This window comes from Endozoicomonas sp. YOMI1 (assembly GCF_024606345.1).
In the GTDB taxonomy this organism is placed as follows: Bacteria; Pseudomonadota; Gammaproteobacteria; order Pseudomonadales; family Endozoicomonadaceae; genus Endozoicomonas.
Genome location: NZ_JAHHPM010000502.1, coordinates 1 through 12,165, shown reverse-complemented (window position 1 = coordinate 12,165; position 12,165 = coordinate 1). Strand labels below are relative to the sequence as shown.

The window sequence follows — 12,165 nt, the reverse complement described above, 5'->3', positions numbered from 1 at the left end:
GGATCAACTCCTTGCGTTCCGTGGGAGCAACCAACCGGTTGTCTGAAATTCTATGAGTTGGACATAATGAGTATCTGGCATCAAAGACAATAATGCTGGGGAGTCATGAGCAGACAGGCTATGGAAAATCAGTTGCCGGGGGAGTGTACCGTTTATTAACTACCGAATGTAGTCGAGACGGTAAATATGCTGGCACTAAAGCTCTTTTAAATAAGTCTCTGCCTGAAGGCTTTCCAGCCAACTTAATAAGACTGAGTCAATAACCCGAATCGGCACTGACAGGGATTTGGTAAGACTGGCAAGCCCGGTAAAAATTAAGGAACCAATGGCCAGGAAAATCAATCCAGGTACTGTTATTCATTGGTCATCATTACTCCAGAAAAGAACATTCCACTACAGTCACATCCTGAACTCAGGAGACTCACCCTCACCATAAAGCGCTCCCCTCAATCGACTAAACAGTTTTTGCAACGTCCCTGACAAGTAGCTTTCAAATTTCTCCTTCCCCAATGTGCGCTCATAGACATCGGAAGGTAAAAATCGCCGCATTTCAGCTTTAAGCCCACCACCGGATACCATTTCAGTTATATTCGGAATCAGCTGATCCAGGCGCTGTTCAAAGTCATCAAGCCGGTAATCATTCACTTTGTTCTTCACCAGCTCAACACTCACTTCAGCACCCTGTTGCTGAAGCCAGGGCAGATCCCATATATCGCGGTAACGAATGTATTTTTGCGTTGCAGGCAAGGCGATCAGCTTGTCTGCCAGGACTTCATCAAGGGTTTCAGTGAATACCAGGGTGTCTCCATAGCCATCGGGGAGAAACGGGTAATTCACTCGCAACGGCAATGCTTCTTTGGTATATGCCGGAACATTAGCGACTTCAATCTTGATTTTTTGTCGGGGAATATCTTTACGCTTCGGAGAGGTTATTACCGAGATTTGCCATTTATCAATGTTCATTTTCGCATAACAAGGCTCTTTTCTGAGAGCCGCCGGCTCTTTAACCAATACCTCCAATCCATATCTGGCCCCAATATAGTCCTCAATACATGTCTTTATATTGGCAAGAGACGCTGATGAAAAATCCACGCCTCCCACAAAATCCAGATCCTCACTGAACCGGTTACCGCCATGACACAGACGAAGCGACGTACCGCCCTGAAACACCAAATGATCCAACAGGCCTTCCTGATCAAGACAGAACAGAATGTCATAGTGAAGCAGCTCTTTTTCAACGACTGGCCGCATTAGTGCGAGATTATTATTTTGCATAATCCGCTCAACCAGCAGTGAAAAATCTTCAGTGGTCATTTTCATAACCCTGTGCCTCCTTCACCAGATGAATATTCCTCCCAACACGCCTTAAATCTCGCATGGCCGCCTCAGGCGTGGCGATTTTTAACGGTCTGTCACGATCAACGGCACTGTCCAGAATATCGGCGACTGAGCGACGGGTATGGGTAAATTCCAGAACCCCAAAGGGGGTTTTATACTCTCCCTTTCGGCCTGTGGTCATGATGGTCAGCCGATCGACAGGAATCTGGGAAATGACTCCGTACTCTGATAGCGCTGATTCCAGACTGATGTAGTTGTACTCACCCCTTCGCAAGGCTATGGCGATCCGCTCAAGAATATCGCTGCCCGGGGCGCTTGACAGGGGGAACGTATAAATCCCTTTCATCATCCGCCGGAGAATATCATTCTTAACCAGTCGGACCAGCCCGGCCTGAAACGCCCGAGGGGAATCTTCAATAAAGATTTTGCCCAAATCCCTGGTGGTAAAAACCGAATGCCCCATCCGGTCAAAAGCCGATAGCCGGTGGATTGCAGTGGCCTGATCCATCGTTACTAATCCTTTATATAGACATTTTAATCATTTAAACACTGTATATCTGTCCACATAATAGCAGAAACCACAACATATAAAACTTAATAACACTAAATAGTGATATTTGTGTCTACTTATCCATCAATCTTTTCTAGGTCTTCGTACAATACCGGTTTCGTCTAATAGCAATACCCTCAAGCTGGTTTCTGGCAGTCGTTTCCGGGAGCTGCATCACATATCGATCGATCAGCTCTTCTGGCTGAGCATTGGCATAATCCGGTTTGATCTGAGCCGACGCCACAACCCGTTGAGCATCCAGTTTCAAAAAATTTTGCACCCAAAATTAGAGACATAAACAAAATCGTCAAAGTAGCCAGCCAAACCCCGATAGCAAAAGATCTATATATGGACTATATTCAGACCATGAACAGGAGGCAGAGTGATGAGAATTGAACCGATCAGCTTCGTAAAAAAGAATGCGGCTAACCTGGACCTGGAAGAACCGATCGTCGTGACACAAAATGGCAAGCCAGTCTATGTCATTGAATCCTTTGAGGATAGAGAGCGCAGGGAAGAAGCAACCGCGTTGCTGAAGCTATTGTCTTTTGGCGCTAAAGACGAGGCAGAAGGCAAAACACTGTCGGGTGACCAGGTGCTGAACAATATCAGGGCAAAGTATCTGGATAATAAATGATGCGGGTTATCTACCTTGAGTCCTATCAGCTCTCTATGGAGCTGGTGATAGAACACAATGCGTCCAGACATCCTGAAAGCCTGCGAGGCCATATCGATAAACTTGCTGAAATCCAGGCGGCTTTTGAGACGCAAGTCACTAAGAACCCAAAATCATGCCCCGTCAATTACGACCTCGAACGTTATTTTGGCGTGCAGTTTCGTGAATACCATAAAGATGGTTACAGGATCCTCTACCGGGTTGATGACTCGAAAGCCGTCATCGTGACCTTTATCTTTATGAGCCAGTTTCAAAAGACCAGCCGTTTATTGGAACAGTTTGTGTTCCGCCGGTAACCAATTATCAACATCAGTCAATCCAGCAAACGGGTTGGACGATAAGCCCTGTCGTGATGGTTATACAGTCCAATACCAGAGGCTGCCAAGACTGCTTCAGGACCTGAGCCTTGCCCGTGCTGATGGTCGTTTACCTGAAGATCATGACGACGCTGGCCAAAACCGACTTACTCCTTCTGGATGACTGGGGGCTGGCCCCCTTAAACGAGAGTCAGAGGCGAGACTTGCTGGAGCTGGTTGAAGACCGGCACAACCTCAAGAGCACCTTGATTACCAGCCAGATGCCGGTTGATCACTGGCATGAACTGATCGGTGATCCGACACTGGCAGATGCGATTCTGAACCGGCTGATTCATAACGCTCACCGCGTCCCTTTAAAGGGTGAGTCACTGCGCAAGAAACAAGCAAAACTGGCGAAGTCCGAACCTACGTCCTAAGCTGCAAACCGATGCGTCGCTGCGCTCCGATGGGGGTGGCCGAATGTTTCCGGAATGGGTGGCCGAATAATAGGCGGCATTCAACCCGGAAAATTTTTGTTCCGCAAGTGGTGCTAACTACTGTATATTTGCACATGTCAGACTCTACCATCCAACATCTCCCGCAAACTCTGCTGCATCGCCGCCTTAAACGCCGCATCCGTGGCCAGCAACCGATACAGCTCCAGCTCATTGCGCCGGTTATTCAGCATCACCTCATCAAAAATCTTGTTAAAGGCCAAATCCCGGTTATGGCGATCATCGGTCCCCTGGTACTTGGCGGCAAAGTCCGGATGGTTACAAATACTGCTGGCCATGCTCATAAACTTCACCCGTTGTTCTTCCGGCGTGGCAGACCATCCCTGAAACCACCGCTCATTAAACGACTGAATAATAGCGTCCAGCGGGTCTTTTTCCTCCTCACCACCATGGGCTCCCCGTAAATTGGGGTTCTGGGGGGCAAGCTCGGTTTCGCTGGCATCCAGGCTAATGGCATGGTTCAGCCTCACCCGTTGCAGGCCGTAGGAGGACAAATCCACCGAGTTCAGCAACTCATCAATCTGGTCTGCCTCCGGGTCTTGCAGAACCAACTTGGGAATCAGGAACTTCAAAAACCAGAACAGCTTTTCCCAGACGACGATCTCAAAGGGCATAATGGCCGCCATCTGGCCGTAAATCTTCACGAACTGTTTGGCCTTGATCTTGAAATCCGCCTTATCCTGCTCTTCCAGTTCCAGCTCACGATTAAAGCGGTCTGCCGCCACATCAATAATTGGGCTTAACTGCTGGGCATCGGCATTATCAAAGTACCATTCAACAAACTGTTCCACCTCTGCCCACTCATACACCCCAACCTCGTCCAGCACAGCCTTCAGTTCATGGAGTACGTTGACATCCGTCGCTTCCGAAAGGCTGGTGGCGGTGTAAAACGGGTCAAAAGCCGCCTTGATATCTTCCACCTCGTTAAAGAAGTCCAGAATAAACAGGTCTTCCGTCTTCTTGTTCAGCTTGGGAGCCGCCCGGTTCAAACGGGACAGCGCCTGCACCGCCAGCACCCCCTGAAGCTTTTTATCCACATACATGGTGCATAGCTTCGGCTGGTCAAAGCCCGTCAGGTACTTGTTGGCCACCACCAGCAGCCGGTAGTCGTCCGTATCAAACCGGTCACGGGTATCACTCTCGGAAAACCCGTTAATCTCGGGCTCGGAATACTCAATACCGTCCACCGCTTTACTGCCGGAAAAGGCAATCAACGCCTTAAACGGCTGCCCCCCGTCGGCCAGCAGCCGTGTCAGGGCATGGTAATAGCGAATCGCCGACTCAATATTCTGGGTGATCACCATCCCCTTGGCTTTGCCCTTCAGCTTGTGCTTATTGCTCACCACCTGCTCCATAAAATGGTCCAGCATAATCTCAGCTTTGAGGTTAATGGTCTGCTGATGGCGCTCTACAAAGGCTTTCAGCTTCTTCTGCGCCTTGCGGGTATCAAACAGGGGGTTGTCCTGAATGGACTTCTGGATCTCGTAGTAACTTTTGTAGGTGGTGTAATTGGCCAGCACATCGAGAATAAACCCTTCCTCAATGGCCTGCTTCATGGAGTAGAGGTGGAACGGATGAAAACTGCCATCCTGTTGTCGTGTACCAAACTTTTCCAGCGTCGTACTTTTCGGTGTGGCGGTAAAGGCAAAGTAGGAGGCATTGCCCCGCATTTTGCGGGAGCGCATCGCCTTGAGAATTTTATCCTGGGCATCCAGCGCCTCGTCATCCTCATTGCCCCCGGTGCCAATCGCCCGGTTCATATTATCGTGGGCTGAACCACTCTGGGAGCTGTGGGCCTCATCAATAATCACCGCAAACCGGTTGTTGCTCAGGTCGCTGATGCCATCAATAATGAACGGAAATTTCTGAATGGTGGTAATAATAATCTTCTTGCCCTGCTCCAGGGCGGCCTTTAGCTCTGCCAACTTGTGGGCCGGTGCCAGAATATTTTTAACCTCGGAGAACTCCCTGATATTCTCCCGCAGTTGTTTATCCAGCAAGCGCCGGTCCGTCACCACAATCACCGAGTCAAACAACGGCTGATCCACCGACCGGGCACCGGGTACCCCGTCATTGGCAGGATAGGCCTCAATCAACTGATACGCCGCCCAGGTGATGGAGTTGGATTTCCCGGAACCCGCCGAGTGCTGAATCAAATAGGTCTGACCAACCCCCGCCTGTACCGCGTGGGCCACCAGCCGACGGACCACATCCAGCTGGTGATAGCGGGGGGAAAAACAGCGTGCGCCTGGGGAGCTTGTCTTTCTTGCTGCCATCGAGCCGGGCAAAGTGCTGGATAATATTGGCGACACTCTCCCGGCGAAACACCTCTTGCCACAAATAGGCCGTTTTATGCCCCTTCGGATTGGGTGGATTCCCGGCCCCCAGGGCATACCCCTGGTTAAACGGCAGAAACCAGGTATGCTCACCGGCCAGTTTGGTGGTCATGTACACCTCATCGGTGTCCACCGCCATATGCACCAGACAACGGCCAAACTGCAACAGGGGCTGGCTGGTATCCCGGTCCTGCCGGTACTGCTTCTGCCCATGGTAACGGGCGGTCTGCCCGGTCCACGGATTCTTTAGCTCCAGGGTGGCAAAGGGCAGGCCGTTAATAAACAACACCTGGTCAATGGCTTCCCGCCGGTTGGCCAGCGAATAATGCACCTGTCGGGTAGTGCTGAAAATATTGGCCGCAAACCGGGCTTTCACTTTCTCCGAGCTGCTGGCCAGCGGTGCCGGGTAGAACAGCGTCAAATGGGCGTTATCCACATCCAGCCCTTTCTTCAGCAGATGCAGCAAACCGTACTTCTTCACCAGCCGGTCATAGCGGTCGAGAATTTTCTGTTGCCAGTCCGCTCCGGATTTTTGCAGCTTTGCCAGTTCATCGCCCTGGGTCGCCTCCAGGAATGCCCAGAACTGTTGGTTATCCACAGCGTAATGGGCATTAAAATCCTGTGCATAACCCAGCCGGTAAACGTGGTTTGGCGCAACGGTGGCGCCCCCCTCTGCTACCCTGTCCCTGTGTTCAAGGCAGGTGCCGGTAAGCTGCTGTTCGATGGCGGCCTCAAGTGCCTGCTCGTTGGTTTGGCTGACCATAATCATCTCTCAATTGACACTGGAACCTTAAAGGTTACACTTCAGCTATGATACTCAGTTTTCTGCACAAAGGGTTGGAGCGGTTCTATCGTACCGGTAGAACCTCGGGAATACAGGCGCAACATGCCAAAAAACTGGGACGGATTCTCTTTTTGTTAAACCGGGCCACAACCCCGTCCGACATGGATGTACCAGGGTTTCGGCTCCACCCTCTGAAAGGCGAGCGGCAGGGAGTCTGGTCAGTCACCGTCAGTGGTAACTGGCGCGTCACTTTCCGACTCACTGCATCCGGTGTTGAAATCGTAAACTACGAGGATTACCACTGATGGACATGCACAACCCACCTCACCCCGGTGAAATACTGGGAGAAGACATTCTCAAACCTCTGGGTGTCAGCATCACCAAAGCCGCAGAGCTGTTGAACGTCAGCCGCAAAACCCTGTCCAAGGTGGTCAATGGTCGAGGTGCCATCACCTCAGAGATGGCACTCCGGCTGGAAAAGGTGTTTCACAACCCCTCTGCCGGGGTCTGGCTGGCGATGCAAAACGACTATGACCTGTGGCACCTGAAGCAGAAAGAACTGGACGTTACCCCCTACCGGCCAGATGCCGCCTGATGCCCTCAGGCCACCTTGATTTTGCCGGTTACGGCGCTGTTGATCAGGGTGGCTTTGTACTCTTTTAGTCGTTCAATTTGTTGCTGGTGGACGGTGATGGCTTTGTCTATTTTGGTGGACTCTGTTTCGATATGGGCAACGATTGAAGCCTGTTCATCTAGTGGCGCTAAGACCATCAGCAATTGTTTGAATTCATCCCAATAAAGCCGCTTCCTGAAGTCTGTAATACCCCTCCATCTTGTTCAGCTCGGTAATAGCAGCCGTAGCGGCCTTTGGGTTACGCATACACAACTCACCATCCGGCCTTTCCATCTTCTCGCTACAGAACTGCGCAATCTGCCACAGCGTCGCCCGCTTGTCCTGGGCCGAAATATTCAACTCACGGCTGAGTTTGTTTTGCCGGGCACGAATTTCTGTAGCAGACATGAATCTGTTTGTGGCAGGCTGCGATAAAATCCGGGCTGAGACGGGTGTTACTGTTATTGTTGTTCACCATACCGGTAAGAATAAAGATCGTGATGCCAGAGGATCGTCCGCTTTACGTGCTGCCTGCGACTTTGAGTTCTGCATTGACCGCCCGGAAAAAGGCATGTCTTACACCCTGAAATGCACCAAAGCCAAAGACTCAGAGCCACCGCCAACCCAAGCCTTTGATATGGTCCCCCGGTTTCTCAGGTTCGATTCGGATCAGGAGGAAGTCACAACACTGGTAGCCAGCCTGAACGGGCGTGAGCCCCCGGAGGAAAGCGAAGGCGCTGATAAAGCAGTGACCCTGTCAAAAAATCAGGAAACCCTGTGGCAGGCCGTCCGGTCCAGAATGGTGTCTGGTGAACTTTGCGGTTATATACATTCCCACGGAGGACCGTGGGAACCAGGTTATTCAGGCTTTGACCAATGTAATGCTGATATTTTCACCAGTATCGGGATAGCGTAAATCTGCCAGCCGGTACATACCTATTTTCTTCCCGCTCAGGCTGACGGGAAATGTCACCTCCGGATCCTGGGGAATACAACCCTTTCGGTATAGTTCCAGAGCCAGAAAGGCAGGGATTTTCAGTTCAATCTTATCATCCTGAATATCATAAAGGATGCGTGTTTTTGGATAGCCCAGCGAGACATTACCCGTGAGGTAATCCTTTCGCATTGGCATTTTGACGTCATGGAGCATCTGATGGTTAATGGCTAACCCTTTCATGTTTTTTTCCTCGCTCCTACGCTCTGAGCGGTAGCGTTCTGTGGCTGCTGTATGCTCACAGCTTGCGGATGGCTATGCATTCCCACGGAGACCGTGGGAACGAGGTCAAAACCGGATAACTTACATGGTTTTGCAGGAACAACATCTTTCAGTTTAACTAAAGGCCAGCTCACAGCATTCCCTCCAACTCCACCAGCTCCTTCTGAATATCAGCCTCCAGTGCCTTCAATCGTGCCAGAATATCTTCAGGCGGCTCATACTGCTCTTCCTGATACACCACCTCTTTATAACGGTTGATGGAAAGATCGTATTTATTGGCCTTCAGATCAGCCCGAGGTACGACAAATGCCTTCTGTGTGCGATCCTGCCAGTCATTGTTTTCAATGAGAGATGGGTTCCCGCCTTCGTGGGAATGACAGAGTTTGTGGCCAGTAAAGTCATCCACCGGTCGCCCTTTGCTTTTGCGGTACTGCTTCCAACTGGCAATCAAATGAGGCAGGTCATTTTTGGCAATGGGATTTCGCTTGTCATCCAGACTATAACCGTCGTTGGCCAAGTCGTAGAACCAGACATCATCTTCCGAATGTATGGAGTCCAGGGAGCTTGTCGATGTTGCTTTTCAGATCGCCGGTGATCATGGACTCGGTTACCTTGATAAAAAATGGTGGTAATTATACCGGCGACAGAGGTAGCCGCCTATTAAACATTCAGTAGAGGAACGGCTCAACCTTCATCAGGGGCCGCAGAAGTGTATGCCTGTTTCGGTGAATTGGGCTCCATGGGAAAAGCCCGGCGCAGTACCTTGTCTTTCACCATCTGGTTCAGGTAGCTCTGCCGCAGCGGGTCTGGCGAACGATCCAGCAACTCGGCCAGAACCCGCAGGGAAAGGTAGCCCTTGAAACGGCAACCACTCCCAAGAACCGGTTACTGATTCTCGCCGCCAGCTTGTAGGACAGGTTCTCATCAATCAGCAGCACTACGCAGCATCGCCTTTTGGCAGGTGGCTCGCTGCATACTCCAGAGCTGCCCGGATTCTCGCTTCATCCAGGCTGGGAAAATCAGAAATAATCTCCCCATAGGTCATGCCTGAACCCAGCATCTCCAGAATGCTTTCCACTGTAATCCGGGTACCTTTGATGCAGGGTTTGCCTCTCATCACGTCTGGCTTACACTCTACCCAGATATTGCCGTCAATCACTTGCTATCTCCTTTCGCCGTGACTTATCCCCGACCTATTCTAGTCTTGCAATGACTCAATCGCCATTGCTCTATACAGGCCGCTCAGGTCGTTGCCTTGCCAATATCAACTGATATCCCATCCACAATGGCCTTAATGGCCATTACCTGCGCCATATCCGGAAACAGGCCGGTAATGCCTTCGCCATGAATGCGGGTAAAGGGCTGGTCAAACAGTTGCGCCATTTCGATGGTGCCATAGTCGCGGATATGGTTTTTCAGCATATCCAGAAAACGGATCTGCTGGCTGTTCAGATAAATGGACTCTCTTACCTACGAGCATTGCCTGGCCTCTGAATATCAGCAACAGATGGATTTCTATGTCAGCACCATGAATCGAGGCATTCAGAATTCATCAGCCAGAAGGGTGACACAGCCCAACCATGGTACAAAAGTATACCGGTCAGACGAATGCATTGGTGCTGTGGTGAATGGCGTTTGTCACGGCTCTATTCTGCCCAAAACAGCCAACCATCCAACCTGCCATGGTCAGATGATTAACGGTAAGTGTACTGGGCCAATGTTTTAAGAATTGAGAAAAGGCGCAAAGTGCTTCTCTTCATAGTTTTGAACGACATAATTGGCGATTTCCGTATGGATTTCCTGCGTCTGCTGATCATCAACAGGCAGAAAAAAAATCCGGTTCATTTCGTCCTTTAACCCTGGAACTCAACTCGTCTTCCTGCTTTTTCAACTCCCTGGCGACTTCACTGATACTGCCTATACGACCCAGGCCATTCTCCCGCTCAAGCCAATCCCAATACCCGGGACAGATGTCCATAGCATAGTATTGGTTTTTCGCCTGGATAAACGTGTTCGCGTCCAAAAGGTATTGCATCAACAGCTCACCCTACATTAAGAGACTATCCATTCAGAGATTTGGCAAATTCGTTGAGAGTACTGATCTTATTGATATTCAAAAGTCGGGCAGCATCCCTGAGTAGCAAGCGCCCTTCGGAAGCGGCACCAACAACAGCCGTAGAAAAAAGAGCACCATTCCGCGTTTTCAGATTAAGGTTAAATGAACCACCACCGCTTTTTTTATTGCGAAACTTTTTCAGTTCATGAATCAGGGTAAACAAACGGGCAGCCGGGGCATCAGCAGCATTGATAAAAATCAATGGGGCATACTCATCGCTGATGGCAAAGCCGCGAAATTCCTCAACAGATAGCTTTCCTCAGTCTGAGCGATGACATTTGATCGATTGTGAAAACCCTTATTTATCCCGAAAATTGGAAGTAGCCAACAAAACATATCTACACCTTCAGCGACATGGCACAAACGGAAAAAGCATCAGGAAGGCAGCCGAGGCATTCATGTCGAACAGCTTTCCCGAGGTTCTGAAAAAGCCAACGGTATTTAATGACATTATGAAAGTGCTGAACTGGCATCCCAAAGGAAGCAAAGCTTATCCCCCAAAAAATGAATTTTTAAAAGCCTCCCGTAGCAGAGAAAACGAAAGTCAATAGCTTCCCGCCACACATAGCATCGCAACCTGCCCCCAGGTAGGGTTAACCCTACCTAACCCATAGTCCTCCATTGCTCATCCTGAAATCCCTCTTACATACTGTCTCACATACCGAGGTTAACCTCGGTCAAATGTAAGCTACTCACAGCACACAGGAAGGGATAAAGCACATGGGCGACCAAGTACAAAACAGCGAAACCACCAGCGCACCCTGCATTAATGATTACACCCCGAACACACTGCTTACCCCAAAGCAGGCAGACCAGGCATTGCACTTAAGCGAGAAGACACTGGCCGTATGGCGGAGTACAGGCAGATACGAGCTGCCCTACGTCAAAGTCGGGCGTTGGGTACGTTATCGCTGGTCAGATATTTTGCAGTTTATGGATAACCGCACACAAACCTTTGTGAAATAAGCACGGATAGCAGGAAATAGCTGATGAAGAAAATAGTTAACGCTGCCGGGCACTGTCAGGCATTTGCTGAAAAAATGTCGGAGGAAGGTTTTCACCTTCCCTCTTTACCCATTGATGACGGGCAGGTTCACAGGTTTGCCACACCAACAGACAAAAAAGGGAAGAAGTCTGGATGGTATGTACTCCACACCCACCCTTATCCATTTGGCACATTTGGCTGTCATCGGCAGGGGCCGCCTTGGTATCAGTGGTCACAGCAACATCAGAAGCCCGCAAGCAGAGAAGCTATAGAAAATAATCAGCGGGCAATGGCGATACTGCGCAACCATCAGAAAAAGAGAGAACTCCAGACGCAGCAACAAGCCGCTCTGAAATGCCTGCATCTCTGGAACTCAGCAGCAACTGTATCCAGCCACGCTTATCTGAAAAATAAAGAGGTATTGTCATACGGCTTAAGGCAGATAGCAGGTGACTTATTAATACCGGTTCATGATGAACACTATCAACTGACATCATTACAACGCATTTCATCCAGCCATAACGATCAAGGCATGCATTTCCATAAACGCTTTTTTCCAGGTGGAAAGACAGCAGGTTGCTTTTACCAAACCCGTCGTAAAGCATCGCCCAATCGGGCGGTGATATAAGACAGGAAGGCGTAGAGCCTGCTTGAGTGTTTGTTCATTCCTTGCTAACTTTATCCGGTCTTTTGTAGACCTACCGTCGGGCAGACGGGATGTTAAGTCTGCGGAGTTCGTG

General features: G+C 50.0%; 22 protein-coding genes and 1 pseudogene. 9 read left to right on the top strand and 14 right to left on the bottom strand.

Annotation, left to right across the window (positions count from 1 at the left end):
- Positions 1-399: 399 nt before the first annotated feature.
- The 3 genes from KDK15_RS17870 to KDK15_RS17860 all read right to left on the bottom strand — a co-directional run bounded on the left by KDK15_RS17870 (position 400) and on the right by KDK15_RS17860 (position 2,156).
- Entirely contained in the window at positions 400-1,320 is a 921-nt protein-coding gene (locus tag KDK15_RS17870; RefSeq protein ID WP_257296747.1) for a nucleotidyl transferase AbiEii/AbiGii toxin family protein, read from the bottom strand.
- Positions 1,304-1,846 (bottom strand): type IV toxin-antitoxin system AbiEi family antitoxin, encoded by a 543-nt coding sequence (gene abiEi, locus KDK15_RS17865; RefSeq protein ID WP_257296746.1) that lies wholly within the window; start codon positions 1,844-1,846, stop codon positions 1,304-1,306. The genes KDK15_RS17870 and abiEi overlap by 17 nt, the downstream gene beginning before the upstream one ends.
- 136 nt (positions 1,847-1,982) lie before the next feature.
- Entirely contained in the window at positions 1,983-2,156 is a 174-nt protein-coding gene (locus tag KDK15_RS17860; protein WP_257296745.1) for a hypothetical protein, read from the bottom strand.
- Between the two features lie 117 nt (positions 2,157-2,273).
- On the opposite strand from KDK15_RS17860, the gene KDK15_RS17855 reads away from it, so the two are divergent.
- The 3 genes and pseudogenes from KDK15_RS17855 to KDK15_RS17845 all read left to right on the top strand — a co-directional run.
- Complete coding sequence (locus tag KDK15_RS17855) at positions 2,274-2,525, top strand: type II toxin-antitoxin system Phd/YefM family antitoxin (RefSeq protein WP_257296750.1); 252 nt, start codon at positions 2,274-2,276, stop codon at positions 2,523-2,525.
- Entirely contained in the window at positions 2,522-2,860 is a 339-nt protein-coding gene (locus KDK15_RS17850) for a type II toxin-antitoxin system RelE/ParE family toxin (RefSeq protein ID WP_257296744.1), read from the top strand. The genes KDK15_RS17855 and KDK15_RS17850 overlap by 4 nt, the downstream gene beginning before the upstream one ends.
- A gap of 25 nt (positions 2,861-2,885) precedes the next feature.
- Positions 2,886-3,297 (top strand): annotated as a pseudogene (locus KDK15_RS17845) (ATP-binding protein); the annotation flags it as partial.
- Between the two features lie 137 nt (positions 3,298-3,434).
- Here KDK15_RS17845 and KDK15_RS17840 read toward each other — a convergent pair.
- Together KDK15_RS17840 and KDK15_RS17835 are read right to left on the bottom strand one after the other, a co-directional pair.
- Complete coding sequence (locus KDK15_RS17840; RefSeq protein ID WP_257296743.1) at positions 3,435-5,570, bottom strand: DEAD/DEAH box helicase family protein; 2,136 nt, start codon at positions 5,568-5,570, stop codon at positions 3,435-3,437.
- Positions 5,464-6,474, bottom strand: coding sequence for a type I restriction endonuclease (locus tag KDK15_RS17835; protein ID WP_257296742.1), 1,011 nt, complete (start codon positions 6,472-6,474; stop codon positions 5,464-5,466). The genes KDK15_RS17840 and KDK15_RS17835 overlap by 107 nt, the downstream gene beginning before the upstream one ends.
- Before the next feature lie 47 nt (positions 6,475-6,521).
- Between KDK15_RS17835 and KDK15_RS17830 the strand changes: the two genes are divergently transcribed.
- Both KDK15_RS17830 and KDK15_RS17825 read left to right on the top strand, forming a co-directional pair.
- Entirely contained in the window at positions 6,522-6,800 is a 279-nt protein-coding gene (locus KDK15_RS17830; RefSeq protein ID WP_257296741.1) for a type II toxin-antitoxin system RelE/ParE family toxin, read from the top strand.
- Positions 6,800-7,090: a HigA family addiction module antitoxin gene (locus KDK15_RS17825; protein WP_257296740.1), complete on the top strand. Its 291-nt coding sequence runs from the start codon at positions 6,800-6,802 to the stop codon at positions 7,088-7,090. Before KDK15_RS17830 ends, KDK15_RS17825 begins: the two co-directional genes overlap by 1 nt.
- A 5-nt stretch (positions 7,091-7,095) precedes the next feature.
- Here the strand turns inward: KDK15_RS17825 and KDK15_RS17820 are convergent, their stop codons facing one another.
- Together KDK15_RS17820 and KDK15_RS17815 are read right to left on the bottom strand one after the other, a co-directional pair.
- On the bottom strand, positions 7,096-7,272 hold the full coding sequence (locus tag KDK15_RS17820; RefSeq protein WP_257296739.1) for a hypothetical protein: 177 nt from the start codon (positions 7,270-7,272) through the stop codon (positions 7,096-7,098).
- A gap of 10 nt (positions 7,273-7,282) precedes the next feature.
- Positions 7,283-7,516 (bottom strand): hypothetical protein, encoded by a 234-nt coding sequence (locus KDK15_RS17815; protein WP_257296738.1) that lies wholly within the window; start codon positions 7,514-7,516, stop codon positions 7,283-7,285.
- Here KDK15_RS17815 and KDK15_RS17810 point away from each other — a divergent pair.
- Positions 7,515-8,024 (top strand): helicase RepA family protein, encoded by a 510-nt coding sequence (locus KDK15_RS17810; RefSeq protein ID WP_257296737.1) that lies wholly within the window; start codon positions 7,515-7,517, stop codon positions 8,022-8,024. The two genes, KDK15_RS17815 and KDK15_RS17810, sit on opposite strands and share 2 nt — an antisense overlap.
- Here the strand turns inward: KDK15_RS17810 and KDK15_RS17805 are convergent.
- The 5 genes from KDK15_RS17805 to KDK15_RS17785 all read right to left on the bottom strand — a co-directional run bounded on the left by KDK15_RS17805 (position 7,971) and on the right by KDK15_RS17785 (position 9,776).
- Entirely contained in the window at positions 7,971-8,285 is a 315-nt protein-coding gene (locus tag KDK15_RS17805) for a hypothetical protein (RefSeq protein WP_257296736.1), read from the bottom strand. The two genes, KDK15_RS17810 and KDK15_RS17805, sit on opposite strands and share 54 nt — an antisense overlap.
- Before the next feature lie 169 nt (positions 8,286-8,454).
- Complete coding sequence (locus tag KDK15_RS17800; protein WP_373691402.1) at positions 8,455-8,841, bottom strand: hypothetical protein; 387 nt, start codon at positions 8,839-8,841, stop codon at positions 8,455-8,457.
- 167 nt (positions 8,842-9,008) lie between these two features.
- Positions 9,009-9,149 (bottom strand): hypothetical protein, encoded by a 141-nt coding sequence (locus KDK15_RS17795; RefSeq protein ID WP_257296735.1) that lies wholly within the window; start codon positions 9,147-9,149, stop codon positions 9,009-9,011.
- A gap of 112 nt (positions 9,150-9,261) precedes the next feature.
- A complete protein-coding gene (locus KDK15_RS17790) occupies positions 9,262-9,483 on the bottom strand; it encodes a DUF433 domain-containing protein (protein WP_257296734.1) in 222 nt (73 codons plus the stop codon).
- A gap of 83 nt (positions 9,484-9,566) precedes the next feature.
- Positions 9,567-9,776, bottom strand: coding sequence for a type I restriction-modification enzyme R subunit C-terminal domain-containing protein (locus KDK15_RS17785; RefSeq protein ID WP_257296748.1), 210 nt, complete (start codon positions 9,774-9,776; stop codon positions 9,567-9,569).
- A 4-nt stretch (positions 9,777-9,780) separates the two neighbouring features.
- Between KDK15_RS17785 and KDK15_RS17780 the strand changes: the two genes are divergently transcribed.
- Entirely contained in the window at positions 9,781-10,050 is a 270-nt protein-coding gene (locus KDK15_RS17780; protein WP_257296733.1) for a hypothetical protein, read from the top strand.
- A 90-nt stretch (positions 10,051-10,140) separates the two neighbouring features.
- Here KDK15_RS17780 and KDK15_RS17775 read toward each other — a convergent pair whose 3' ends face one another.
- Together KDK15_RS17775 and KDK15_RS17770 are read right to left on the bottom strand one after the other, a co-directional pair.
- Positions 10,141-10,359 carry a DUF4411 family protein gene (locus KDK15_RS17775; protein WP_257296732.1) on the bottom strand — a complete coding sequence of 73 codons (219 nt, stop codon included), beginning with the start codon at positions 10,357-10,359 and terminating at the stop codon, positions 10,141-10,143.
- 25 nt (positions 10,360-10,384) lie between these two features.
- Positions 10,385-10,642, bottom strand: coding sequence for a hypothetical protein (locus KDK15_RS17770; RefSeq protein WP_257296731.1), 258 nt, complete (start codon positions 10,640-10,642; stop codon positions 10,385-10,387).
- 518 nt (positions 10,643-11,160) lie between these two features.
- On the opposite strand from KDK15_RS17770, the gene KDK15_RS17765 reads away from it, so the two are divergent.
- Both KDK15_RS17765 and KDK15_RS17760 read left to right on the top strand, forming a co-directional pair.
- Positions 11,161-11,406 (top strand): helix-turn-helix domain-containing protein, encoded by a 246-nt coding sequence (locus KDK15_RS17765; protein ID WP_257296730.1) that lies wholly within the window; start codon positions 11,161-11,163, stop codon positions 11,404-11,406.
- A gap of 23 nt (positions 11,407-11,429) precedes the next feature.
- Positions 11,430-12,053: a hypothetical protein gene (locus KDK15_RS17760; RefSeq protein ID WP_257296729.1), complete on the top strand. Its 624-nt coding sequence runs from the start codon at positions 11,430-11,432 to the stop codon at positions 12,051-12,053.
- Positions 12,054-12,165: the final 112 nt, after the last annotated feature.

Coding starts and splice junctions, on each gene's coding strand:
- KDK15_RS17760 (WP_257296729.1), top strand. CDS start 11,430: ATGAAGAAAATAGTTAACGCTGCCGGGCACTGTCAGGCATTTGCTGAA.
- KDK15_RS17765 (WP_257296730.1), top strand. CDS start 11,161: ATGGGCGACCAAGTACAAAACAGCGAAACCACCAGCGCACCCTGCATT.
- KDK15_RS17870 (WP_257296747.1), bottom strand. CDS start 1,320: ATGAAAATGACCACTGAAGATTTTTCACTGCTGGTTGAGCGGATTATG.
- KDK15_RS17855 (WP_257296750.1), top strand. CDS start 2,274: ATGAGAATTGAACCGATCAGCTTCGTAAAAAAGAATGCGGCTAACCTG.
- KDK15_RS17775 (WP_257296732.1), bottom strand. CDS start 10,359: ATGCAATACCTTTTGGACGCGAACACGTTTATCCAGGCGAAAAACCAA.
- KDK15_RS17805 (WP_257296736.1), bottom strand. CDS start 8,285: ATGAAAGGGTTAGCCATTAACCATCAGATGCTCCATGACGTCAAAATG.
- KDK15_RS17815 (WP_257296738.1), bottom strand. CDS start 7,516: ATGTCTGCTACAGAAATTCGTGCCCGGCAAAACAAACTCAGCCGTGAG.
- KDK15_RS17835 (WP_257296742.1), bottom strand. CDS start 6,474: ATGGTCAGCCAAACCAACGAGCAGGCACTTGAGGCCGCCATCGAACAG.
- KDK15_RS17810 (WP_257296737.1), top strand. CDS start 7,515: ATGAATCTGTTTGTGGCAGGCTGCGATAAAATCCGGGCTGAGACGGGT.
- KDK15_RS17780 (WP_257296733.1), top strand. CDS start 9,781: ATGGACTCTCTTACCTACGAGCATTGCCTGGCCTCTGAATATCAGCAA.
- KDK15_RS17830 (WP_257296741.1), top strand. CDS start 6,522: ATGATACTCAGTTTTCTGCACAAAGGGTTGGAGCGGTTCTATCGTACC.
- KDK15_RS17825 (WP_257296740.1), top strand. CDS start 6,800: ATGGACATGCACAACCCACCTCACCCCGGTGAAATACTGGGAGAAGAC.
- KDK15_RS17850 (WP_257296744.1), top strand. CDS start 2,522: ATGATGCGGGTTATCTACCTTGAGTCCTATCAGCTCTCTATGGAGCTG.
- abiEi (WP_257296746.1), bottom strand. CDS start 1,846: ATGGATCAGGCCACTGCAATCCACCGGCTATCGGCTTTTGACCGGATG.